This window comes from Streptomyces sp. WAC05374 (assembly GCF_004353505.1).
Classification (GTDB): domain Bacteria; phylum Actinomycetota; class Actinomycetes; order Streptomycetales; family Streptomycetaceae; genus Streptomyces.
Map to the genome: position 1 here is coordinate 11,721 of NZ_SMNQ01000009.1, position 22,941 is coordinate 34,661.

At 74.3% G+C, this 22,941-nt stretch carries 17 protein-coding genes and 2 pseudogenes; 7 read left to right on the top strand and 12 right to left on the bottom strand.

Annotated features, from left to right (window positions below):
- Positions 1-26 precede the first annotated feature (26 nt).
- The gene (locus tag E2B92_RS18505; RefSeq protein WP_126889050.1) at positions 27-578 is read right to left on the bottom strand and encodes an NUDIX domain-containing protein; all 552 of its coding nucleotides are present in this window, start codon (positions 576-578) and stop codon (positions 27-29) included.
- Here E2B92_RS18505 and E2B92_RS18510 point away from each other — a divergent pair.
- The 5 genes from E2B92_RS18510 to glpK all read left to right on the top strand — a co-directional run bounded on the left by E2B92_RS18510 (position 572) and on the right by glpK (position 5,574).
- Positions 572-1,387 carry a M15 family metallopeptidase gene (locus E2B92_RS18510; RefSeq protein ID WP_126889049.1) on the top strand — a complete coding sequence of 272 codons (816 nt, stop codon included), beginning with the start codon at positions 572-574 and terminating at the stop codon, positions 1,385-1,387. The two genes, E2B92_RS18505 and E2B92_RS18510, sit on opposite strands and share 7 nt — an antisense overlap.
- A gap of 85 nt (positions 1,388-1,472) precedes the next feature.
- Complete coding sequence (locus tag E2B92_RS18515) at positions 1,473-1,922, top strand: Zn-ribbon domain-containing OB-fold protein (protein WP_185923782.1); 450 nt, start codon at positions 1,473-1,475, stop codon at positions 1,920-1,922.
- A complete protein-coding gene (locus E2B92_RS18520; RefSeq protein ID WP_126889051.1) occupies positions 1,919-3,106 on the top strand; it encodes a lipid-transfer protein in 1,188 nt (395 codons plus the stop codon). Before E2B92_RS18515 ends, E2B92_RS18520 begins: the two co-directional genes overlap by 4 nt.
- Positions 3,107-3,275: 169 nt before the next feature.
- The gene (locus E2B92_RS18525) at positions 3,276-4,037 is read left to right on the top strand and encodes an MIP/aquaporin family protein (protein WP_126889048.1); all 762 of its coding nucleotides are present in this window, start codon (positions 3,276-3,278) and stop codon (positions 4,035-4,037) included.
- A gap of 34 nt (positions 4,038-4,071) precedes the next feature.
- On the top strand, positions 4,072-5,574 hold the full coding sequence (glpK, locus tag E2B92_RS18530; RefSeq protein ID WP_126889047.1) for a glycerol kinase GlpK: 1,503 nt from the start codon (positions 4,072-4,074) through the stop codon (positions 5,572-5,574).
- A gap of 55 nt (positions 5,575-5,629) precedes the next feature.
- Here glpK and E2B92_RS18535 read toward each other — a convergent pair whose 3' ends face one another.
- From E2B92_RS18535 to E2B92_RS18550, 4 genes are read right to left on the bottom strand one after another with little or no spacing between them, the layout of a single operon-like run.
- Positions 5,630-6,241, bottom strand: coding sequence for a GTP-binding protein (locus E2B92_RS18535; protein ID WP_126889046.1), 612 nt, complete (start codon positions 6,239-6,241; stop codon positions 5,630-5,632).
- Positions 6,222-6,650, bottom strand: coding sequence for a DUF742 domain-containing protein (locus tag E2B92_RS18540; protein ID WP_126889045.1), 429 nt, complete (start codon positions 6,648-6,650; stop codon positions 6,222-6,224). The genes E2B92_RS18535 and E2B92_RS18540 overlap by 20 nt, the downstream gene beginning before the upstream one ends.
- 11 nt (positions 6,651-6,661) lie before the next feature.
- Positions 6,662-7,099, bottom strand: coding sequence for a roadblock/LC7 domain-containing protein (locus E2B92_RS18545; protein WP_126889044.1), 438 nt, complete (start codon positions 7,097-7,099; stop codon positions 6,662-6,664).
- Positions 7,096-9,819 (bottom strand): nitrate- and nitrite sensing domain-containing protein, encoded by a 2,724-nt coding sequence (locus E2B92_RS18550; protein ID WP_133087610.1) that lies wholly within the window; start codon positions 9,817-9,819, stop codon positions 7,096-7,098. The genes E2B92_RS18545 and E2B92_RS18550 overlap by 4 nt, the downstream gene beginning before the upstream one ends.
- Positions 9,820-10,199: 380 nt before the next feature.
- On the opposite strand from E2B92_RS18550, the gene E2B92_RS18555 reads away from it, so the two are divergent.
- Positions 10,200-10,610 (top strand): hypothetical protein, encoded by a 411-nt coding sequence (locus E2B92_RS18555; RefSeq protein ID WP_126889507.1) that lies wholly within the window; start codon positions 10,200-10,202, stop codon positions 10,608-10,610.
- A gap of 120 nt (positions 10,611-10,730) precedes the next feature.
- Here the strand turns inward: E2B92_RS18555 and E2B92_RS18560 are convergent.
- The 3 genes and pseudogenes from E2B92_RS18560 to E2B92_RS18575 all read right to left on the bottom strand — a co-directional run.
- Positions 10,731-11,015: pseudogene (locus E2B92_RS18560) on the bottom strand (amidohydrolase family protein); the annotation flags it as partial.
- 160 nt (positions 11,016-11,175) lie between these two features.
- Positions 11,176-12,519: pseudogene (locus E2B92_RS18570) on the bottom strand (amidohydrolase); the annotation flags it as partial.
- A gap of 21 nt (positions 12,520-12,540) precedes the next feature.
- Positions 12,541-13,182, bottom strand: coding sequence for a TetR/AcrR family transcriptional regulator (locus E2B92_RS18575; RefSeq protein WP_126888749.1), 642 nt, complete (start codon positions 13,180-13,182; stop codon positions 12,541-12,543).
- A gap of 68 nt (positions 13,183-13,250) precedes the next feature.
- Here E2B92_RS18575 and E2B92_RS18580 point away from each other — a divergent pair, with 68 nt between their 5' ends.
- Positions 13,251-14,702: a purine-cytosine permease family protein gene (locus E2B92_RS18580; RefSeq protein WP_126888750.1), complete on the top strand. Its 1,452-nt coding sequence runs from the start codon at positions 13,251-13,253 to the stop codon at positions 14,700-14,702.
- On the opposite strand, the gene E2B92_RS18585 is transcribed toward E2B92_RS18580, so the two are convergent.
- The 4 genes from E2B92_RS18585 to E2B92_RS18600 all read right to left on the bottom strand — a co-directional run bounded on the left by E2B92_RS18585 (position 14,699) and on the right by E2B92_RS18600 (position 22,871).
- Entirely contained in the window at positions 14,699-19,354 is a 4,656-nt protein-coding gene (locus E2B92_RS18585; RefSeq protein WP_126888751.1) for a hypothetical protein, read from the bottom strand. The genes E2B92_RS18580 and E2B92_RS18585 overlap by 4 nt on opposite strands.
- A gap of 50 nt (positions 19,355-19,404) precedes the next feature.
- Positions 19,405-20,307, bottom strand: a complete 903-nt coding sequence (locus tag E2B92_RS18590; protein ID WP_133087611.1) for a hypothetical protein — start codon at positions 20,305-20,307, stop codon at positions 19,405-19,407.
- A 215-nt stretch (positions 20,308-20,522) separates the two neighbouring features.
- The gene (locus tag E2B92_RS18595) at positions 20,523-22,049 is read right to left on the bottom strand and encodes a hypothetical protein (RefSeq protein ID WP_126888595.1); all 1,527 of its coding nucleotides are present in this window, start codon (positions 22,047-22,049) and stop codon (positions 20,523-20,525) included.
- Positions 22,050-22,142: 93 nt separating this feature from the next.
- Complete coding sequence (locus E2B92_RS18600; protein ID WP_126888594.1) at positions 22,143-22,871, bottom strand: GntR family transcriptional regulator; 729 nt, start codon at positions 22,869-22,871, stop codon at positions 22,143-22,145.
- Between the last annotated feature and the right edge of the window lie 70 nt (positions 22,872-22,941).

Genomic DNA, 22,941 nt, shown 5'->3' on the forward strand with positions numbered 1-22,941 from the left:
GATTTCCGGTACTGGTACGCCGGTCTTCAGGTGCCGTAGCGGCCGGCGAACCAGTGGGCGGCCGCCGTCGTGTGGAGCGGGAAGGCCAGTTCGGCGGGGGCGCGCAGGATGTGGTGGCCGGCCGTCTCGTCGGTGGCGACCGAGGGCGGGAGCGCGGCGGCGGGGCGTGCGGGCAGGAGGCCGAAGAGGAGCAGGTGGCCGGCGGGCGAGCTCATCGCGTCGGCCAGCGTCACGTCCTGGGCGGGGGCCTCGATGCCGGTCTCCTCCCGCAGCTCGCGCACCACCGCGTCCCGCCAGTCCTCGGCGTGGTCGATGAAGCCTCCGGGCAGGGCGATGCCGCCGCGCCGCGGCTCGATGGTGCGGGTGATGACCACGAGCCCGGTGCCCCGCGCGTCGGCGACGGGCAGCAGGGCGACGGCGACCGGCAGGGGGTTGCGGTAGGCGACCGTGCCGCAGGACGGGCAGGCGCGGGGCCAGCCGGTGCCGGCCGGGTGGGCGGTTCCGCAGCTCGCGCAGTGGGAGTTCACGGGTGGACTGTACCGATCCGGCGGGGCCCGGTAAGACGGTGGCCATGACAGCTTTCGCTTCCGGCGCCCGCCTGCGCCGTGCCCTGGTGGTGACCGCCGCGGCGCTCCTCCTGGGGGCGGCCGTGCCGCCCGCCGCGCGGGCCACTCCCGAGCCCAAGGCGCCGAAGGAGTTCGTGGCGCTGCGCTCCGTCGACCCGACGATCATTCAGGAGATGCGCTACACGACCGCGCACAACTTCGTGGGCGAGCCGGTGGACGGCTACCGGCAGCCCGTGTGCATCCTGACCCGGCCGGCCGCCGAGGCGCTGCACCGGGCCCAGGTGAGGCTGCTGCGGCAGGGCCGTTCGCTGAAGGTCTACGACTGCTACCGCCCGCAGCGGGCCGTGGACCACTTCGTACGGTGGGCCAAGGACCTCGGGGACGAGCGGATGAAGGCGGAGTTCTACCCGCTCGTGCCCAAGTCGCGTCTCTTCGCGGACGGTTACATCGCCGAGAAGTCCGGGCACAGCAGGGGTTCCACGGTCGACCTGACCGTCGTGGAGCTGCCCGCGGCACGGACACGCCCCTATGTGCCGGGCGAGCGTCTGGTGCCCTGTCACGCCCCGAGGGAGGAGCGGTTCCCCGACAACTCCGTGGACATGGGGACGGGTTTCGACTGCTTCGACACGCTGTCGCACACGGAGGACCCGCGTGTCCGGGGGGCGCAGCGGGCGAACCGGCAACTGCTGAAGGGCACCCTGGCCGCGGAGGGATTCGTCAATCTGCCCGAGGAGTGGTGGCACTTCACGTACAAGCCGGAGCCCTTCCCAGGCACGTACTTCGACTTCCCGGTCTCCAGGCGGTCGGTGGCGGGGCACTGACACGGCCGGCGTCTCGCGGGGCGCGTCTCCCCGTGGCACACTTCTGACGATCCGTCAGATCGGTCGGCGTGCGGTGGGAGGGGCCTTGAGGCGTACGCGCACACCCGTGGTGGCCGGGTGGTTCACCCAGGACGGTGCCGAGGGGGACTTCCGGCTGCTGGGCACGCGGTGCTCGGCCTGCTCGGCGGTCTTCTTCCCGCGCGAGGACGACTTCTGCCGCGACCCGGCCTGTCCGGGCGGCGGTGAGCTGCGGGAAGTGCCACTGTCCCGGCGCGGACGCGTCTGGTCGTACACCGACGGCCGCTACCGGCCGCCCGCGCCCTACCCCTCGGACCCCGAGGCCGTGTGGCGGCCGTACACCCTGGTCGCCGTCGAGCTGGAGGCCGAGGCCATGGTGGTGCTCGGTCAGGCGGCTCCCGGGGTGGGCGTCGGCGACCTGGCCGTGGGCATGGAGGTGGAGCTCGTGCCCGGCGTCCTCGCCGAGGACGCCGAGACGGTGTGGACCACCTGGCACTGGCGCCCGGTGACGTCATGAGCGGCGACGTCGCCGTCCTGGGCGCGGGCATGCACCCGTGGGGCAAGTGGGGCCGCAGCTTCGTGCGGTACGGGACGGTCGCGGCCCGCGCCGCGCTCGCCGACGCGGGCGTCGACTGGCGGGACGTGGGCTCGGTCGTCGGCGCCGACACCGTGCGCGGCGGCTACCCGGGGTACGTGGCGGGCGCGACGTTCGCGCGGGCGCTCGGCTGGCAGGGCGCGCGGGTGACCAGCGTGTACGCCGCGTGCGCGTCGGGCGCCCAGGCCATCGCCACCGCCCGGGCGCAGATCCTGGCCGGGCTGGCGGACGTGGTCCTGGTGGTGGGCGCGGACGCGGCGCCCAAGGGGTTCTTCGCACCGGCCGGCGGGGACCGGCCGGACGACCCCGACTGGCTGCGGTTCCGGGTGCTGGGCGCCACGAACCCGGCGTACTTCGCCCTCTACGCCCGGCGCCGGATGGCCCTGCACGGGGACACCCTCGAGGACTTCGCCCTGGTCAAGGTGAAGAACGCGGCGGCCGGGGCGCTCAATCCGCACGCCCGGTACCAAAAGCCGGTCACCGCCGCCGAGGTGGCCGCGTCGGCCGTGGTCGCCGACCCGCTGAGGCTGCTCGACATCTGCGCGACCTCGGACGGCGGCGCGGCGCTGGTCCTGTCGTCGATGGCCTACGCGCGCGTGCACGGCGTCACGGACCCGGTGCGCATCCGGGCCGTGTCGACCGTGACGCCCGCCTATCCGCGTACGGTGCTCGATCTGCCGGACATCGCCACCGACTCGGCGGCCGGTGCCGCGCCCGGGATCCCGTTCCGGGAGTCGATCGCGGCGGCCGCGTACGAGGAGGCGGGCATCGGCCCCGGGGACCTGTCCCTCGCGGAGGTCTACGACCTGTCCACCGCCCTGGAACTGGAGTGGTACGAGGACATCGGCCTGTGCGGCCGGGGCGAGGGGGCCGGGCTGGTGCGGGCGGGAGCCACGGCGCTCGGCGGGCGGGTCCCGGTGAACGCGAGCGGCGGGCTGGCCTCCTTCGGCGAGGCGGTGCCCGCCCAGGCCATCGCCCAGGTCTGCGAGCTGACCTGGCAGCTCCGCGGTACGGCCGGGGCGCGGCAGGTGGCGGGTGCCCGCGTCGGGATCACCGCGAACCAGGGCCTGTTCGGCCACGGTTCGGCCGTCGTGGCGGTGCGCTGACGGTACGGACGGCCGGGGACGGTACGGAGGGGCGGCCCGTGCCGTCGGCGACCTTGACGGTCCATCAGGGCAGGAGAACACTGCCTCTTCGTCGACATCGCCGGTCCGCCCGTCGCAGCACCCCATGCCCGTTCGGCACGCCGTGAAGCCATCGAGCCCAGGAGCCGCCGTGAGCAATGGAGACATCTTCGCCGGTGAGGTCATCGGCACCGCGATCCTCATCCTGTTCGGGGCGGGCGTCTGCGCCGCCGTCACCCTCACCTTCTCCAAGGCGAAGGCCGCCGGCTGGGCCGTCATCGCGTTCGGCTGGGGCTTCGGCGTCCTGGCCGGGGCGTACACCGCCGCCCCGCTCTCCGGGGGGCACCTCAACCCGGCCGTGACGGTCGGGGTCGCCGTCGACACGGGCGAGTGGGGCAAGGTACCGCTGTACGTGCTCGCGCAGATGGTCGGCGCGATGCTGGGAGCCGTCCTGGCGTGGCTGGTCTACTACGCCCAGTTCCGGGCGAACGCCGACGAACGGACGGCGCAGCCGACGCTGGGGATCTTCGCCACCGGCCCCGAGATCCGCAGTCCGGCCGCCAACCTCACGACCGAGGTCGTCGCGACGGTCGCGCTGGTCCTGCCCATCCTGGCGTTCGGGAAGAACGACGGCATCGGCATCGGCCAGATCCCCGGCGAGCGGGCGGGCATCTACGGCTCCGGCATCTCCATCCTGCTGGTGTCCCTGCTCGTCGTCGGCATCGGCATGTCGCTCGGCGGCCCGACGGGCTACGCCATCAACCCGGCCCGCGACCTCGGACCGCGCATCGCCCACGCGCTGCTGCCCATACCCAACAAGGGCACCTCCGACTGGGGTTACGCCTGGGTGCCCGTGGCCGGCCCGCTGATCGGGGGGCTGCTCGCCGGAGTGCTCTTCAACGCGGCCTACTAGCGGCGCCCACACACTCGCGACAAGGGGTTTCGTGATGACGGACAGGTTCGTCGCCGCAATCGACCAGGGCACCACCTCCAGTCGCTGCATCATCTTCGGTCAGGACGGTGCCGTCGTCTCCGCCGACCAGCGCGAGCACCGCCAGATCTTCCCCAAGCCGGGCTGGGTCGAGCACGACGCCACCGAGATCTGGTCCAAGGTCCAGGCGGTGGTGGCGGGCGCCCTCGCCAAGGCCGGGCTGCGCGCCGAGGAGCTGAGCGCGCTGGGCATCACCAACCAGCGCGAGACGACCGTCCTGTGGGACCGGGCCACGGGAAAGCCGGTGCACAACGCCATCGTCTGGCAGGACACCCGCACCTCGGCGCTGTGCGCCCGACTCGGCGGCGCGGACGGCCAGGACCGGTTCCGGGACACCACGGGGCTGCCGCTGGCCAGCTACTTCTCCGGGCCCAAGGCGGCCTGGCTGCTGGACAACGTACCCGGGCTGCGCACCCGCGCCGAGCGTGGCGAGATCGCGTTCGGCACCATCGACTCGTGGCTGATCTGGAACCTCACGGGCGGCACCGACGGCGGCGTCCACGTCACCGACGTCACCAACGCCTCCCGGACCATGCTGATGGACCTCCGGACCCTGGAGTGGGACCGCTCGATCCTCGCGGCCATGAACGTGCCGGAGGTGATGCTGCCGGCCATCCGGTCGTCGGCGGAGGTGTACGGCACCGCCACCGGGCACCTGCGCGGGGTACCGGTCGCATCGGCGCTCGGCGACCAGCAGGCGGCCGTCTTCGGGCAGGCCTGCTACGACACGGGGACCGCCAAGAACACGTACGGCACCGGCAGCTTCCTGCTGCTCAACACCGGTGAGCGGCCCGTGCCGTCGAAGAACGGCCTCATCACCACGGTCGGTTACAAGATCGGCGCTCAGGCGCCCGTCTACTGCCTGGAGGGCTCGATCGCGATCACCGGCGCCCTGGTGCAGTGGTTCCGCGACCAGCTCGGCATCATCCGCAGCGCCGCCGAGATCGAGACGCTCGCGGCGAGCGTGGAGGACAACGGCGGCGCGTACATCGTGCCCGCGTTCTCCGGGCTGTTCGCGCCCTACTGGCGCTCCGACGCACGCGGCGTGGTCACCGGCCTGACCCGGTACGTCACCAAGGCGCACCTGGCCCGTGCCGTCCTGGAGGCGACGAGCTGGCAGACGCGGGAGGTCGTGGACGCCATGTACCAGGACTCGGGCGTCCGGATCTCGTCCCTGAAGGTAGACGGCGGGATGACCGCCAACGGGCTGCTGATGCAGCACCAGGCGGACGTCCTGGGCGTTCCGGTGATCCGGCCCAGGGTGCCCGAGACCACCTGCCTGGGCGCCGCGTACGCGGCGGGGCTGGCCACGGGCGTGTGGTCCGGCCTGGACGAGCTGACGTCCCACTGGCGGCGCGACACGGCCTGGGAGCCCCGCATGGAGGCGGCCGTCCGCGAACGGGAGTACGGCAGGTGGCGCAGGGCGGTCGAGCGGAGCTTCGGCTGGGAGGACGACTGAGCAGAAGCCAGGACCAGGGCCCGCCCCGCGCCACGGGGGCGGGGCGGGCGGTGGTTCAGGTCGTCGCCGGTTCGCGGCCGCGGGCGGCGAGGGTGTGGGCGTGTTCCACCACGGCGACCAGGACGTCCTTGACCGACTCCCGGTCGCGGGCGTCGCACATCAGCAGCGGCACCTCCGGGTCGAGGTCGAGTGCCGTCCGTACCGTGCCGGCCGGGAAGCGCGCGGCCCCCTCGAAGCAGTTGACGGCCACCGCGAAGGGGATGCCGCGCCGCTCGAAGTAGTCGATCGCGGCGAAGCTGTCCTCCAGGCGGCGGGTGTCGCACAGCACCACCGCGCCCAGGGCGCCCTGCGCGAGCTCGTCCCACAGGAACCAGAAGCGGTCCTGTCCGGGCGTGCCGAACAGGTACAGCACCAGGTCCTCACGGAGCGTGATGCGCCCGAAGTCCATGGCGACCGTGGTGGTGGCCTTGGTCTCGACGCCGTGCAGGTCGTCGACGGGCCGGCCCGCCTCGCTGAGGGTCTCCTCGGTGCGCAGCGGCCGTATCTCGCTGACCGCGCCCACCAGGGTGGTCTTGCCCACCCCGAATCCGCCCGCCACCAGGATCTTCAGCGTCACCGGCTCGACCGGACGCTTCCTGCGGCCGGAGCTAGAGCGCCCGAAGGCCATTGATCACCTCACGGAGGATGCTGACGTCCGGCAGTTCGGCCGGCGGCACGGGACGGGTTACGTGGACGAGTTCGTCCTCGACAAGGTCGCCGACCAGGACGCGGACCACCCCTACGGGGAGGTCCAGCCCGGCGGCCAGCTCGGCGATCGACCGGGGGAGGTCGCTGCACCGCTCGACGATCTCCACGTGCTCCGGGGAGAGCGTCTGGTCGCGGCCGGGATCGTCGGCGGCGGGTTCGGGGACGACCACCGCGATGAGGTCGAGGCGGTGGCGGGTGGCGCTGCTGGTCCGGCCGCGCGTCATCGCGTACGGGCGGACGACCGGGCCCGCCTCGTCGTCGAACCAGTGGTGCGGCCCCTGGCTGCCGGGACGTCTGTGCCGGCTCTGCTGTCCTGCTGCGTCACTCATCGCATCCCCCGTCACCCTCCGGCGGGCAGTCCGGCCCGGGGCGCGGTCGCGAGGTGGGCGCCGACCCGCTTGACCATCAGCGTCATCTCGTACGCGACGAGCCCGACGTCCGAGTCGGCGTCGGCGAGCACGGCCAGGCAGCTTCCGTCGCCCGCCGCCGTGACGAAGAGGAAGGCGTCCTCCAGCTCGACGACGGTCTGACGGACGCGGCCGGCGTCGAAGTGGCGGCCGACGCCCTTGGCGAGGCTGTGGAACCCGGAGGCCACGGCCGCCATGTGCTCGCTGTCCTCGCGGCTGAGGTCCTTGGACGCCCCCGTGGCCAGGCCGTCGCTGGAGAGCACCAGCGCCTTGCGGATGGAGCCGACCCGGTCGACCAGTTCGTCGAGGAGCCAGTTGAGCTCGCCGGTCGAGCCGGTGGTGCTGGGTACTGCGGCGTTCGGTGCGGTCATCGACCGTCCCCCTCCGGTGTCGTTCCTGGTGCTGTGTCCGCGCGGCCGGCGGGCGGTGTGCTCCCGGCGTTCTGCCGGCGCCCGCGCTGCCAGCCGCGCTGCATCGCCGCCATACGGCTGCGTACTTCTTCCGCCTCGCGTTCGGTGTCGCGGTCGGTGTCCACGGCCTCCGGCTCGGGCCGGCCGGCCGCCTTCCTGAGCTGGGGCGCGAGGCTCGCCTGGCGTACCCGGCGGGGCAGCCCGCGCAGCAGCATGGTCGCCTCGTCGTCGGGTGCGGGGCCGGTGGTGGGCGCGGGGCTCGCGGGCGGCCGGTCGCCGGGTGCCGGGGCGGGGGGCGCGGGCGCGGCGGGCCGGGTGGCCCGTGCCCGTCCCTCGGGCGCCGCCGGATGGGTCCGGCCGCGTTCGTCCAGGCGCCTGCCGCGGTGCGCGATGAGCGTCGGCGGTGTGCGGCGCGGCAGCGGGACGGGGCCGCCGGGCGGCCGCTCGGGGCTCGGGTCGGGGGCCTCGGACGCCTGCTGGTGCTGTTCGTGGTCGCCGTGGCGGCCGGAGACGGGGCGCAGCGGCGGCCGGGCACGGAACAGGCCGCCGCGCTCGCTCTCGGTGTCCTCCAGGTCGCCGAGCCGTTCGTCGAGGTCCCCGAGGCCGGCGAGCCGGTCTTCCGGGCCGAGGGCGCCGACCGGGGCCTCCAGTTCGACCGGTCCGTCGAGGACGGAGGGTCCGGTGTGGGGGGACAGGCCCGAGGGCACCTTGGAGAGCGCCGCCCTCCGCGGCGGGGCGTCCTTGCCGCCCTTGCGGTCCAGCCGGAATCCGGCGCCCTGGGTCTCGGGGGCCTCGGTGAGCAGGGCGGCCGGGATGAAGACGACCGCGGTGGTCCCGCCGTACGGGGAGGGCTGGAGCGAGACGCGCACGTTCTGGCGCTGGGCGAGCCGGCTGACGACGAAGAGGCCGAGCCGGTCGGTGTCGGAGAGCTCGAACTCGGGGGTCTCGGCGAGACGCAGGTTGGCGTCGAGCAGGGCCTCCGGGGCCATGCCGAGGCCGCGGTCGTCGATCTCCAGGGTGAAGCCGTTGGCGACGCGTTCCCCGTGGACGTGGACGGCGGTGTGCGGCGGGGAGAACACCGTGGCGTTCTCGAGCAGTTCGGCGACGAGGTGGGTGAGGTCGGCGACCGCGGGGCCACCGACCCCGATGCGCGGCAGTCGCCGCACTTCTATGCGCTCGTAGTCCTCCACCTCGGCGACCGCGGCCCGTACGACGTCCATGAGCTGGACCGGCTTGCGCCACTGCCGTGAGGGCGCCGCCCCGGAGAGGATCACCAGGCCCTCGGCGTGGCGGCGCATCCGGGTGGTGAGGTGGTCCAGGCGGAACAGGTCGGCGAGCTCCTCGGTGTCCTCGGTGCGCCGCTCCATGGTGTCCAGGAGGGTGAGCTGGCGGTGGAGCAGGACCTGGTTGCGGCGGGCGAGGTTGACGAAGACCTCGGACACGCCGCGGCGCATGTCGGCCTGCTTGACGGCGGCTTCGACGGCGGCCCGCTGGAGGGTGTTGAGGGCTTGGCCGACCTGGCCGACCTCGTCCTTCTCGTACTCCAGGTGCGGCACTTCGGTCTCGACGTCGACGTGTTCACCGGCGGCGAGGCGGCGCATCACGCTCGGCAGCCGTACGCCGGAGACCTCCTGGGCCTCCTTGCGCAGGCGCCTGAGGTCGCGCACGAGGCCGCGTCCGATGCGTACGGAGACGACGATCGACACCAGCAGGGCCACGAAGCCGAGGACGCCGGCGACGCCCGCCTTCAACAGGACGCTGTGGGCGACCGGTTCGACGCGGTCCTGGTAGCGGTTGCCGGCCTCGGTGTTCTCGCCGGCGAGCCTTTCCAGGACGGGGTTCGCCCGTTCCTCCCAGCGCGGGGCGGCGATGGTACGGGGGTCGTCGGTGGCTCCGGCGGCGAGGAGCGCGTCCTCGGCGTCACGCAGGGGCTCGGTGTCGGGGCCGCTCCAGTACGCCTCGAAGATCTCGCGTTCGGAGCCCGGCATGAGCTCCAGGTTGACCTCGTAGAGCAGCTCGCGGTGGGCGACGAGGTCGGAGATGGCGCGGATCTCCTGGGCGGTGATCCGCTTGCTGATGAGGGAGGAGACCACCAGGGCGTCCTCACGGGAGAGCATCTCGCGGGCGCGGACGACACCGACCAGGGCCCGGCCCTGCTTGTCCATCTCCACGTTGTCCAGGGCGTGGAGGTTGGTGAGGAAGCTGTAACAGGGGTCTATGAGCCGGTTGTAGAAATCCAGTGCCTGAAGGCGGCCGACGGCACGGTTCTCGACGGAGCGGCGCAGCGAGGTGAGGTCGTCGAACGCGTCGAGGAGGGAGGTGAGCCTGGTGGACGCCGGGGTGCTGAGGGCGTCGGTGACCCCGGGCTCCTGGGCGTTGGCGCGGATCAGGGAGATGGCCCGGTCGGTCGCGGCGCGGTCGCGGCGCAGAGCGGGGAGGGCCTCGGAGGAGCGGGGGTCGGCCAGGTAGACGAGGGTCTGGCGGCGTTCCCGCTGGATGACGTGGATGGTGTCCTCGAGGGGGTGGCCCACCTTGCCCACGATGTAGCCGACGTCGAGGAGCTGGCCGGCTTCACGGCCGGTGATGAGGGTCGCGAAACCCCAGAGCCCGGTGAGGGAGAGGAGCGGCACGAGGAGCAACGCCACGATCTTCCGGCGGATCGACTTGCCGCGAAAGCGCATGGCCTCCCCCACTCGCACCCGCCCTGCCGTCCGGCGTGGGTGTACCCATCAACACATCAACACATCAACAAACGGCGCGAGCCTACTACTGCATCACGGACAACTCGAAGGGACGTCCGGGCGATTTTCAGCCGCACCGTGGCGCGCAGATCATGAGTTGTCCTGGTATTCGAGGCGGTGAAGAACCCGTGGGACGAAGGACGCCTGGCGGGGCGTGACTTCCGCCTGGTCGCCGGATGGCTGGAAGTACGCGTTCCGGAGGGAATCTTCACCGGCGGTCGTTCGTCCTTCTGTACGGGGAGGCGAGAACGGTCGGCGTAAAGCGGCTCAAGAGGGGCAGCCACCCTGGAGACGGTCGGTCGTGGGGAGTGGCGATTCGGATGGAGACGGCGGCACGGCGCGAACTGTGGGTGGAGGAGCCGGTGGGGAGGCGAAGGCTGCCCGATCCGGTGCGTACGGCGGCGGTGCGTGCCGTGCTGATCGCGGCGCTGACCCTGATACAGGCGATGGTGGCGTTCTTCTGCACGCTCACCGCGTCGTGGCTCGCCTTCCCGATGGTGCTGAGCAGTGTCGGCAGCACGGTCGTGGCGACATGGGCGGTCCTCGACGTGTGGGTGACGCGGCAGGTGTGGAACCAGCGCCATGGCGTCGTGTCGACGCCGAGCAGTACGGCACGGCAGCTCCGGCGGGAGCGGCGCCGGGCTCGGCGGGCCGCCCGCGCGGAGGCCCGTGCGACGGCGCGCATAGGGCGGCGGCAGGGCACGCGCGACAGGCATCTGTCCCGGGCGTGATGGGCCGGTCCGGGAGGGCCGGTGGCGGGCATGCCCGGGCCCTGGTTCTTCGGGCCCGGTGGGGCGGTGGAAAGACCTGGCGCCGCCCCCTGGCCGGGAGGGGGCGGGGCCGAGGCCGGGTCACAGGGACGCGTCGCGGTGGGTGGGTCGGCCGGCGAGGACGGTGAGCAGCACCGGGACGTCCGGTAGCCCGGTGGCCGCCGTGGTGAGCGGGTCGGCGGCGAGGACGGTCAGGTCGGCGCGGTGGCCGACCGCGATGCGGCCCGCCTCGTGCTCCTCGCCCGCCGCGTGGGCGGCGTTGACGGTCATGCCCTGGAGGGCTTCCAGGGCGGTGAGGGCCTGTTCCGGGCCGTGCGGCGCGCGGGTGAGGTCGCGGGTGGGCCGGCGGTGCCGGGCTCCCGCCATGACGCCCAGCGGCGGGGAGGGGGGGGGGGGGCCGGCGGGGCCGGGGGCGGCGGCAGCTCCGGGGGCGGACAGGGGGCCGCGGCGCCCGGCGCGGGGGGGCGCCCCCCCGCCGGGGGGGGCGGGGGGGGGGGCGGGGGGGCGGGCGGGGCCGGGCTCCCGCCATGACGCCCAGCGGCGGGTAGGGGGCGATGGGCCAGTCGGAGCCGAGGACGACGACAGCTCCGGAGTCGTACAGGTCGCGGCAGCGCCAGGCGCGGGAGGCGCGCTCCTCGCCGAGGCGGCGCGACCAGTTGTCGGTGTGGTCGGCCCGGGTGAAGTCGCAGCAGTGGGTCGGCTGCATGGAGGCGGTGACGCCCAGCCGGGAGAACCGGCTCAGTGTGTCGTCGGGGACGGTCTCGATGTGCTCGATGCGGTGCCGCACCTCGGGCCCGCCGCCCGCCCGGGCCTTCTCGACGGCGTCGAGGGCATGGCGTACGGCCGCGTCGCCGATGGCGTGCGTGGCGGTGGGCACCCCGGCCCGGTGGAGTTCGCCGATGACGCGGGTGTACTCCTCGGGGTCCGGCCAGAAGGCGTGCCGGGACTCGCCGTGGCAGTCCGGGCGTTCGAGCCAGGCGGTGCCGTTGTCGATGGTGCCGTCCATGAAGAGCTTGACGCCGGCGGTCCGCCAGAGCCGGCCGCCCGTGCCCTGCTGCTCGATGAGTGCGCGTACGCCGTCGGCGCCGGTTCCGGGCTGGCACCAGGGCGCGACCCGCAGGCGCAGCGGCAGTCGACCGGCCGCGTCGAGTTCGGCGTAGAAGGCGAGGCTGTCGCCGTTCGCGTCCATGGCGTGGCCGCCGGTGAGGCCGGCGGCCGCCATGGCGCGCAGCGCGGTGGCGAGCCGTTCGCGGCGTTCCTCGCGGGTGGGCCGCGGGGCGATCCGCTCCACCAGCTCGCAGGCGGCGTCCTCCAGGAGCAGCCCGGTGGGCCGGCCGTCGGCGTCGCACACCACCTCGGCGGTGGCCTGGTCGAAGGTCCGTGGTCCGTCGATCCCGGCGAGTTCCAGCGCGCGCCGGCTGGCCAGCATGGAGTGGGCGTCGAAGAGGAGCAGCATGGCGGGAACGCCGTCGAGCACGGTGTCGAAGGGGGCCGTTGCGACGGGGTGGCCGGCGAAGACGTTGGGGTCGAGGCCCCAGCCGTGCAGCCACGCGCCGCGGTCGAGTTCGCGCACCGCGCGGGCGAGTGCCTCGCGCACCTGCTCCACGTCGGTGCAGTGGGACAGGTCCAGGCCGTGGGTCAGTTCGGCTCCGGAGGCGGGGTGGAGGTGTCCGTCGACCAGTCCGGGGGTGACGACCGCGCCCTTGAGGTCGATCACCGTGGTGGAGGCGTCGGCGAGGGCGCGGACCGTGGGGTCGTCACCGAGGGCGGTGATGCGTCCGCCGGCCGCGGCGAGCGCGGTCTGCGGCAGGACCCGGCCGGTGACCGGGTCGAGCAGGCGGGCGGAGAGCAGGATGAGGGAGGGGCGCACGAGGTTTCCTTGCCGGACGGGTCAGTTGGGGGCGGTGGCGGTCAGCGTGCCGGCGGGGAGGCCGAGTTCGCGTTCCGCGGTGGTGAGCGGCATGCGGAGGATCTCCGGCGGGTCGTCGCCGGTGTCGTGGCTGTTGACGAGCATGCCGAGGCCGTCGAGGACGACCAGGATCTGCATGGCCGTCACCATCGGGTCGGCGGTGCGGAACTCGCCCTGGTGGACTCCGTCGCGGATGAGCGCCTCGAGCCGGTCGCGCCAGGCCGCCTCCTGAACGGCGACGCGGTCGCGCAGCGTGGGGCGGTAGCGGCTGAGGTGGCGGGCGTTGAGCCAGAGCCGGCTGATGTTGTCGTACGCCTCTCCGGTGGTCCGGGCGAGGAAGCGCGCCAGATGCCGGGTGGGGGTGGCGCCGCCCCGGTCGGTCGGCAGGAGTGCGTCGAGTTCGGTGGCGGCGGCCTGTCCATACGCCTCGGCGACCAGGTCCTCCACGGCCGGGAAGTAGTGGCTGATCAGGCCGGGGCGGACGTCGAGCTCCTCGGCGACGCGCCGGAGGGTGATGCACTCCAGCCCTTCGGTCAGTGCCACAGCGGCGGCGGTGTCGACGATTTCCGCACGTCTGGCGGCTGGAGACTTGCGGATTCGCTTGTTCGGGAGGCTTGACGGCATGGAAACGATGCTATTGAGTGTGCGACCAACAAGCAAGCAGGTGGGTAACCAGCATCCGGAGGGGCCGCATGGCGTCCACGATTCCCGACCCGCACCGAAGCACCCGCGGAGAGCGGCAGGAGGAGCCCTCCCCGGGCGGACGGACGGGCCGGGTGGAGGCCCACGGCATCGACCACATCCCCGAGCACGAACGCCACGGCCGGCCCCGGCAGTTGTTCTCCGTCTGGGCGGCGGCCAACGTGAACTACCTGAGCCTGGTGATCGGCGGCGCCCTGATCCTGATGGGCCTCACCCTGTGGCAGGCCCTCGCGGTGATCGTGGTCGGCAACCTGTTCTGGGTGCTCACGGGCGTGCTGTCGATACCGGGCCCGGCGGCGGGCGCGCCGAGCGAGGTGATCACACGGGCGATGTTCGGCATCCGCGGTAACCGGGTGAACAACGCGGTCGTCGGCTGGCTCATCTCCGTCTGTTACTTCGCCCTGAACCTGGCCGCCGCCGCGACCGCCGCCTTCTCCCTCGTGGAGCGGGCCGGCACCACCACGACCACCGGCGTCAAGGTCGTCGTCGTCCTGGTGATCGCCGTGCTCACCCTGACCATCGGCGTCTACGGCCACGCCACGATCATGAAGCTGTACTTCCCGGTCACGCTCGCCCTCGCGGCCGTCTTCGCCGTCGTCGCGGCCGGCGTCCTCCGGCACACCGACTTCGGGTACGCCCCGGCCGAACCGCTCGGCGGAAACACCCTGTGGGCGGTGCTCCTCGCCGGTGTCACCCTGGTCGCTTCCGGCCCCCTGTCGTACACCACCAGCGCCGACTTCTCCCGCTACCTGCCCCGGACGACCTCCCCCCGGGCCATCATCGGGTGGACCGCCCTGGGCGGCTTCCTGCCGAGCGTCGTGGTCTGCTCCCTGGGGGCACTGGCCGCGACCGCGGTCGACATGACGGACCCCCAGTCGGGGCTCCGGACGATCCTGCCCGGCTGGTTCGAGCCGGTGTTCCTGCTCGCCCTGGTCCTCGGCACCATCGCCATCAACGCCCTGACCGCCTACAGCGCCGGGCTCGCCCTCCAGGCCGTCGGCATCCGCGTCCGCCGCTCCCTCAGCGTGATCGCCGACGGGGTCGCCGCCGTCTCGCTCACCCTGTACGGGCTCCTCGTCTCCGACTTCCTCGACACCGTCAGCAACGTCCTCCAGCTCACGGTCGTCCTGCTCGGCCCGGCCGTGGCCGTCTACGCCACCGACATCCTGCTGCGCCGCAACCGCTACGACGGCCCCGCCCTGGTGGACGAGAGCCCCGGCAGCCCCTTCTGGTACACCGCCGGGGTCAACACGGCGGGCGTGCTCGCCCTCACCGGAGGCGTCACCGCGGCGGCCCTGTGCGTCAACACGCTGTACACCGGGCCGGTCGCCCGGGCCCTGGACGGCCTGGACCTCGCCCTCCCCGCCGGTCTCGCCGTCTCCTCCTCGCTCTATGCGCTCCTCTGGCGCCGGAACAGCGCCCGGCCGGCCGCGGGCCGCTAGCCCGCGTTCGCCGCCTCCGGGTCCGGGGTGCGCCGGAACATGCGGGTGGCGGTGATCTCGCCGTGGACGACCGTCTCGCCCTCGGTGGCGGGCTGCGGCAGGCCGGGGCGCAGGTGCTCCTCCACGCTGATGTACTTCAGGCCCGCCCGCAGGTCCGCGTCGTTGCGCAACCGGATGACCAGCGGGAACTCGGCCAGCGCGGTCGTGTCGAACAGGCCGGTGGTGTACAGGAGCTGGACGCCGAGCGCGTCGGACACCGCCCGCTGGAGCTCCAGCAGGTACGTGGCGTTGGCGCGGCCGATCGGATTGTCGAGGAACAACGTGCCGGCGTGCCGGTGCTTGTCGCGGCCCCGGTCGTTGCTGCGCAGGGCGGCCATCGTGCAGTACAGCGCGATGGCGGCGGTGAGCAACTGGCCGCCGGAGAAGACGTCGCCCATCTGCCCGACGGGGACGCGCTCGGCGCGCAGCACCGCGTCGGGCTTGAGGATCTCCACCGCCACGCCCTTGGGCTGGAGGGCGGCCTGGACACCGCGCAGCAGGAGGGACATCCCGTCGCGGCGCAGGTCGGAGTTCTTCTTGACGGCCGCGCGGGTCGCCTCGTCGATGACCTCGCCGAGCCGCTCGATGAGCGTCGCCTGGTCCGGCTCCTCGAACCTTATGCGCAGGAACTCCTGGCCCGACCATTCACCGAGGCCCTCGGGGAGGCGGGACAGGCGCTGCGCCGAGCGGAGCGTGGCCAGCGCGGACTCCACCAGGCCGCGCAGCCGGTCGACGATGGAGTCGCGGTTGCGCTCGAGCTGCGCCAGCTCGTCGGTCAGCACGCGCAGCCGGGGCGCGAAGGCGTCGGCCCACTTGGCGGCGTGTTCGGGCAGGGCCGAGGCGGGCAGTTCGCGGATCTGCTGCCGGGCGGGGGTGCGGACCTGTTCGTAGCGGGTGGAGTTGGCGTGCCGTACCAGGACGTCGCAGGCCTCGCGTACGGCGGCGTCGGCGGCCGACAGGTCGGCCGCGCAGCCGCGCAGGGAGCGCCGCGCCTCGGCGGCGGACCGGCGGGCCTCCTCCAGGCTGCCCGGGTACGGCTCCGGTGCCTCCTGCTCCTCGTCGGTGTGCTCCCTGAGCAGGTCACGCAGGAGGGCGGCCGTCTCGTCGAAGCCGCCGGCCGCGTCCTCCGCGGCGCGGTGGGCCTGGAGGAGCCGGGCGTGGGTGGCGCGGGCGCTCTCCAGGGCGTCGGTGCGGACGGCCAGTTCGGTGGTGGCGGTGCGCAGGAGGGACTGGGCGTGGTCGGCGTCGGTCGGTTCCAGCTCCTCGGGCAGCCCGGTGTGCGCCTCGCCGTCCGCGGGGGCCAGCCGCTCGGCCTCGCCGCGCAGCCGGCCGAGCTTCTCGCTGGCCTCGGAGGCGCGGGACTCCAGCATCTGGACCAGGGACTCGGCGCGGGCGGCGGCGGCCTGGCGGGAGGGGCCGTCGGCGCCGTCGGGGCTCTCCAGGAGCTGGGCGGCCCGGGTGCGGACCTTGTTGGTGAGCCGGTCCAGCTCGGCGAGGGCGGCGCTCTCGTCGCTCTCGGCCCGGGCCTGCTCGGCGCGCAGGTCGGCGCCGACGCCGACCTTCTCGTACAACTGGGAGGCCGCGCGGTACGCCTCGCGGAGGGCGGCGAGCGGCACGCGGGGGGCCTCGCCGTCCTCCTCCGGCAGGTTCTCGGGCGCGCCGGCGATCTCGGCGCGCTCGGCCCGCAGGGCGCGGGCGGTGCGGTGGGCGTCGTCGGCGGCGCGCTGGGCGGCGCGGCGGTCCTCGTCGGCGGCGCGGGCGCGCTCCAGGCAGGTCTGGGCGCGGGCTTCGTACTCGGTGGCCTCGTCGGCCAGTTCGCGGAGCCTGGCCTGCCAGCCGGCCCGCTCGCGCAGCCGGAACGCCAGGCCCGCGAGGGCGTCGGCGGCCCGGCGGGCGCGCTGCGCGGCTTCCTGCCGCTCGTCGCGCACCCGGGCGGTGTCGGCCGCCGCCTCGTCCGCCTCGGCCCGTACGGTGCGGGCTTCGGCGAGCGCGGCCTCGGCCGTTTCGGCGGCCACGCGCGCGGTGGCGGCGGCCTCCGCCAGTTCGGTGAGCATGCCGGGCGGGCAGTCGGCGCGCCAGGAGCCGATGCGGGCGGCGAGCGAGCGGTCGCCGGTGAGGCGGGCGGCGAGGGTGCGGATCTCCTCGTCGCGGGCGGCGGCGCGGGCGCGCAGCGCCTGGCGCTCCTCGTCGGCGGCGTGCTCGTCGTGCATGGCCGGGTTCGGCGGGACGAGGAAGACGTCGGTGTCCGTGCCGCCGGTGGGTCCCGGCACGGGGGCGAGGAGCGCGGCGGCGGTGCCCACGGCCACGGCGGAGCGCGGCAGGAGGGCCGCGCCGGCGAGGACCTCGCGGGCCCTGGCGTACGAGACCGGGTCGGTGATGACGACACCGTCGACCAGCTCGGGCCGTGCGGCGAGCACGGCGGCGTGGTCGGCGGGGTCGACGGCCTGGGCGAGGTAGCGCCAGCCGGGCAGGGCGGGGATGCCCTGCTCGCCGAGGTACTCGACGGCGGCGAGGACGTCGGGGCCGGGTGGCAGGAGCCCGCCGTCACCGAGGGCGCCGAGGATGCGGGAGTCGTCGGCGGCGGCGGTGCGCAGTTCGAAGAGCTTGCGCTCGGCGGAGGCGATGCCCTGGTCGAGGAGGTCGCGCAGCTCGTCGGCGTACCGGTCGAACTCCTCGACGGTGAGCGGCCCCTGTCCGGATCGCACGGGTGCGGCCGCGGCCTCGTCCGGCTCTCCGCCCTGGCGGGGGCCGGGGACGGCGGGCTTGGCGGGCGGGAGGCTCAGCAGCTCGGCGAGGCGCTCCTCGGCGGCGATGGACTCGGCGGCGCGGCGCTCCGCCTGGTGGGCGCTCTCGGCGGCCTGGGCGGCGTCGGCCGCGCGGGCGGCGGCCAGTTCGGCGCGGGACTCGGCCGCGGCGGCCTCACGGGCGCGGTCGGCCGCCGCGCGGGCGGCGTCGCGGGCCTCGTCCCAGGCGGCGACGGTGGTCTTCTCGGCGTCGCTGGCGGCGAGCGCGGCGCGGGCGGGGTCGGCGTCCGGGGCGGTGTCGTCGAGCCATCCGGCGCGTACCGCTTCGGCGGTCTCCTGCTCCACCTCGGCGAGGCGCTGGCGCAGGTGACCGGCCTCGCTGCGGGCGCGCTGGGCCTCGGTGGCGGCGGCGGTGGCGTCGCGGTGGGCGGTCTCGCCGGCCTCCTGGAGGGCGGCGGAGCGCTCCTCCTCCTCGTCCGCGTGCCGCTCACCCTCCTCGGCTGCGGCGTGCAGCGCCCGTACGAGGTCGGCGGCGGCCTTGGCGCGGGCGGCCAGCGCGGGGGCGGCGTCCCGCTCGGCCTCGCGGATGGCGGCGGCCACGCGCGCGGAGCGGTCGGCGGCGGCACGGTGCCTCAGGACCGCCTCGGCGGCCTGCCAGGCAGCGTGGAGCGTGCGGGCGTCGGACAGCTCGCGGCGCTGGGCGGCGGCGCCCTTCTCGGCGGCGGTGAGGGCCAGGGAGGCGTGGCGGTAGGCCAGTTCGGCCGCGATGAGGGAGGCGCGGGCGCGTGCCTGCTCGGCCTCGGTGACGGTGTGGGCGGCGGCGGTGACCTGCTCGGCGAGCTCGGCGGCGCGGCCGCGTTCACCGGCGGCGCGGGCGGAGAGGCGGGTGGCGAGGGTGCGGGTGCGCCGCTCGGCTCCGGCGTGGACGTCGCGGGCACGCGCGCGTGTGCCGGCCGCTTCGACGATCCGGCCGAGGAGGTCGACGGAGCCGGCGGTGAAGTCGCGTTCGGCGGTGAGTTCGGCGCGGCGGCCGAGCTTGTTGCCGAAGCCGCTGACCAGGTCGGCGAGGCCGTCGGTGTCCCGGGTGTCGGTGACGGCGCGCAGCAGCAGGTCGGTGAAGTCGGAGTCCTTCTTCACCGCGAAGAGGCCGGCCGCCTCTCCCTCGTCGGCGTTCATCTCCCGCTGGTAGCGGAACAGTTCGGGGTCCAGGCCCAGGTCGCCGAGGTGCTCGTTCCAGCGGTCGTGGATCTCCTCCCAGTACACCTCCAGGTGCGGGTACGCCTTGCCGGCCTCGGTGAGGGCGTCACGGAAGCCCTTCATGGTGCGGCGGCGGCCCTGGGCGCCGGAGACGCCCTCGGCGGGCGGGCGCACGGCGTTGGCTTCGGCGACCGGGAGGGAGTCCAGGCTCAGGCCCGGGCCGGGGCGGAAGGAGTACCAGGCCTCGGCGAACTTGCGCGGGTCGTTGGAGACCTGCCTGCCGCGCCATTCGCTGACCTTGCCGACGACGACCAGTTCGCCGGTGAGCGTGTGCTGCCACTCCAGGGCGACGTGCCCGCAGTCGTCGGCCAGCAGGAACTTGCGCAGCACGCCGGAGCTGGCACCGCCGAGGGTGTTGCGGTGGCCCGGCAGCATGACCGAGAAGATCAGCTTGAGCAGGACGGACTTGCCGCCGCCGTTCTCCAGGAAGAGCACGCCCGCGGGCGCGGGGCGGCGCGGCGGGCCGACCGGCTCCTCCTCGAAGAACTCCGCCTGGGTGGGGGCGGGGTTGGGCACGGGCGCACCGACTCCGCGCAGGTCCAGCACGGTGTCGGCGTAGCGCGCACCGGCGGGCCCGATGGAGTAGAGGCGGACCCGGGACAACTCGTACATGGCGGCGGACTCTCAGTCGTGTGCTGTCGTGTGCTGTCGTGTGGCGCGTGTCAGGCGTGGAAGGGCAGGCCGGCGTCGGCGGCCAGCTCCAGGTCGTCGCCCTCCGGCGGCGGCAGGAGGGTGGCGGTGCCGTCGGAGACCGGTACGACGCCCAGTTCCAGCAGTTCTGCCATGGCGGCGCTGCCCGCCATGTCGCGGACCTGGAGCTGGTAGCGGGCGGTGGTGCGGTAGGAGCCGCCGCCCTCGTCGCCGGTGCGCTGGAGGAACCCGGAGTCGGTGAGGAAGGCGACGGCCTTGCCGATGATGCCGGTGGTGGAGCCGGCGAGCCGGCGGGCGTCCTTGGTGGCGCCGGTCGCGCTGCGCCGCGCGTAGATGCGCCAGGCGGCCTCCAGGCCGGGTGCGTCGGTGGCGGGGTCGGTGTTCTCGCCCTGCTCCTCGGCGCGCTCCTCCAGGCGGCGGCAGGCCTGGCGTACGAAGGCGTCGACGCCGTTGACGGTGATGCGGCCGATGTACCCGTCGTCGGCGAGGTCCTCGGGGCGGGGGAAGGCCATGGCGGCGACGGCGAGGTGGGCCAGGCCGTGCAGGAAGCGGTCGCCGGAGTCGGTGGAGGCGCGGCGCGCGTAGTCGCCCATGCGGACGGCGAAGACGGAGTCCTCGGCGGCGGTGACGGCCATCCCCGCGCGCGGGGAGACCTCCAGGACGATCAGCCCGAGTCCGGTCGCCACGGCGTCGGCGAGCCGGGCGAAGGCGGGCTCCTCGCGGTACCGGCGGAGCAGGTCGGCGTACTCGGCGTCGCGGGCGGGCAGCAGCTTGGGCTGGAGCCCGAAGGAGACCAGGCGGGCGGCGTCGGCGGCGTCGGCGGGCGTGACGGTGCCGGACGCGGCGGGCTGCGGCGCCTGGGGGGCGTCCGGCTCGCTCCACGCGTCGGCGTGCTCGGCGTGGTGGTCGCTCACGGCTGGTGCTCCTTGGTGGGGGTGGTGCGGGCGGGGTCGGGGGGTGCGGGTGGGGGTGGGGTGTGGCGGTCCGGGTCCGTGCGCGGCGCCCCGGGGTCACCCCCGGCGGTCGGCACCCCGCCGGGGTGGGCCGTGCGGGGCCGCCCCCGCGTCGGGGCGACGGCGGACGCGGGCGGTGGCGGGGCGACGGCGGACGCGGGCGGTGGCGGGGCGCGTCATGCCGCGTCCGTGCGGTCGGCGGCCATGCCCACGGCGTCCAGCAGGGCGGTGCCGACGATCAGGTCGGCTCCGCCGAACTCGGGGTCGTCCAGCTCGGTGCCGTCGTCGACGGCGAACAGCAGCCGTTCCTCGCCCTGCCGGTAGGCCGTGCCGACCGGGGGGCTGGCCGCGTGGACCGCCAGCAGGGCGACCAGGTAGGGCAGTTCGGGGTCGCGGCGGCGGGCTTCGGCGAGCAGCCCGGAGAGGCGGCGTGGCGCGTCGTGCTCCAGGTCGAGCAGCTCCATGGCGCTCGCGAGCTGCTCCTCGCTGAACCGGCTGTCGTCGGGCGTGGCGATCAGGTCCGGTTCCGGCATCTCGGCGCCGAGGTGCTCGCGCTCGACCGGCGGGGTCAGCAGCAGGTCGACCAGGTCTCCCATGCGGACCGAGCCGGGGGCGCGCAGGCCGGTGCCGTGGGCGAAGTACGCGTCGGTGACGCGGGTGGCCCGTTCCACGGCGAGCGGCAGGACGGGGGCGACGAGCTGCCCGTACAGATCGAGTCCCGCACGGGCGGTGGGCTGGGCGAAGGCCTGCCGGTCCTGCTCGGCCCGGAACAGCGGGCCCGCCTCCAGGAGCCGGGACTGGAGCTGGGTGTGGCGGCGGATGCAGTCCTTGACGATGTCGACGAGCTCGGCGGCACGCCGCTTGTGCTCGTGGTCCTCGGCCTCGTCGCGGGCCTTGCGGATGTTGGTGAGGATGGCGTTCTCGTGGCGGTACCGGTCGGCGACGTGGTCGAGCGCCTCGTCGATCATGTCGGGCACGGCGGTGAGCCAGTCGACGGCGCGCACATTGCGCCGGGTGGCCTCCAGGGTCTTGCGCAGCGTCTCCGCGTACTGCACGGTCCGGTACCGCGCCTGTTCGGCGGCGAGCTGGGCGTCGGCGAGCCGGCCGCGGCTGATCAGCACCTCGAGCTTGACCTCGGCGGCGATCTGGGCGCTGGTGACGTCGGTGTCGAGGGCGCCGACGAGGACGTTGACCGCCTCGTCGGTGGTGCGGAGATAGACGCTGCCGCCGTACCCGGGGACTTCCTCGATGAGCTTGAAGTCGTAGTCGCGGCGGACATAGACGCCGTCGGTGCCGAACGTGCCGTACACGGCGCGGAAGCCGCGGTCGACGCTGCCGACGTTGATCAGGTTCTCCAGCACCCAGCGGGCCACGCGCTCGTGTTCGGCGGCGGGCCGCCGGGGGGCCTGGGCGGCGACCCTGGGCAGCAGCCGGGCGACGATCTGCTCGTGGTCGGCGCCCGTGTCGAAGTCCATGTTGAGCGTGACGAGGTCGATCGCGGCGAGAGCGACCTCCGCCATGGCGTACGTCGAGTACTCCCCCGCCAGGTTCGCCTTGCGCGCGTCCAGGTCGTGCAGGGGCGCCGTGCACGCGAGCGCGCGCAGCCGCCGCGCGAGCCCTTCGTCGGCGGCCGGGCCCTGGGCGGGCCTCGGCCCCGCGCTGAGCTGGGGCGGAACGGGTTCCGTCGAGGCAGGCGAAGTCACGCTGCACAGATTAGGTCCTCGCACTGACAACGGTCGAAACGGCGCAGACGCCCCGCCGGGAGCCCCTCGGCCCGGGGTCCCGCGCCGGTGGTGTCAGTCGGCTTCGGCCGTCGGCCCGTCCTCCACCAGATGGGCATAAACCTGGACCAACCGCTCACGCGAGTCGTCCAGGTACTCCACGAGCAGCCGCTCGGCCCTGGTCCGCTCCCCCGCCCGCAATGCGTCCAGAATCTCCCGGTTCCGGATGAGATACGGCTCGTGCAGGGCACGCGGGTCGTCCACCATGTGGAAGACGAGCCGCAGTTCGGCGAGTACGCCGCGCATCAGCTCGTCCGTCCGGTCGCTGCCGGCCAGGGCGACCAGTTCGCGGTGGAAGTGGATGTTGGCGGTGGAGACGCCCTTCCAGTCGCCCTCCCGGGCGTCGCGCTCGCCCTCGCCCACCGCCCGGATCAGCCCGTCCAGCGCGTACGGCGGCTCGCCCAGGCCGTGCACGACGGCGCATTCGACGAGCCGTCGCGTGCGGTAGATGTCCACGACGTCGCCGACCGCGAGGACGCGCACGAACACCCCGCGGTTCAGCTCGTGGACGAGCAGGCGCTCGTGGGTCAGCAGCCGGAACGCCTCGCGCAGGGTGTTGCGCGACACCCCCAGCGCGCCGCCGATGCTGTCCTCCGACAGGCGCGTCCCGGGAGGGAAGAAGCCCTCGGCGATCCGCGTGCGCAGGATGTCCGCGACCCGCTCCGCCGTGCTCGTACGCCCCAGCAGCGCCCGGTCGTCCGCCAGTCCGCCGCCCCGCTCGCTCCCGGAGCCCGTCGTCCCCACAACGCCCTCTTCTCGTCCGCCCGGTGCCGCCCCGCTCATCGTAGAAGGAAATCGGCGAGCGAGAACGAGA

Bases quoted from the DNA above. Each gene is read 5' to 3' on its own strand.
- E2B92_RS18540 (WP_126889045.1), bottom strand. From the start codon at position 6,650: ATGAGTGACGCAGCAGGACAGCAGAGCCGGCACAGACGTCCCGGCAGC.
- glpK (WP_126889047.1), top strand. From the start codon at position 4,072: ATGACGGACAGGTTCGTCGCCGCAATCGACCAGGGCACCACCTCCAGT.
- E2B92_RS18585 (WP_126888751.1), bottom strand. From the start codon at position 19,354: ATGTACGAGTTGTCCCGGGTCCGCCTCTACTCCATCGGGCCCGCCGGT.
- E2B92_RS18555 (WP_126889507.1), top strand. From the start codon at position 10,200: ATGGAGACGGCGGCACGGCGCGAACTGTGGGTGGAGGAGCCGGTGGGG.
- E2B92_RS18535 (WP_126889046.1), bottom strand. From the start codon at position 6,241: ATGGCCTTCGGGCGCTCTAGCTCCGGCCGCAGGAAGCGTCCGGTCGAG.
- E2B92_RS18520 (WP_126889051.1), top strand. From the start codon at position 1,919: ATGAGCGGCGACGTCGCCGTCCTGGGCGCGGGCATGCACCCGTGGGGC.
- E2B92_RS18545 (WP_126889044.1), bottom strand. From the start codon at position 7,099: ATGACCGCACCGAACGCCGCAGTACCCAGCACCACCGGCTCGACCGGC.
- E2B92_RS18510 (WP_126889049.1), top strand. From the start codon at position 572: ATGACAGCTTTCGCTTCCGGCGCCCGCCTGCGCCGTGCCCTGGTGGTG.
- E2B92_RS18580 (WP_126888750.1), top strand. From the start codon at position 13,251: ATGGCGTCCACGATTCCCGACCCGCACCGAAGCACCCGCGGAGAGCGG.
- E2B92_RS18550 (WP_133087610.1), bottom strand. From the start codon at position 9,819: ATGCGCTTTCGCGGCAAGTCGATCCGCCGGAAGATCGTGGCGTTGCTC.
- E2B92_RS18575 (WP_126888749.1), bottom strand. From the start codon at position 13,182: ATGCCGTCAAGCCTCCCGAACAAGCGAATCCGCAAGTCTCCAGCCGCC.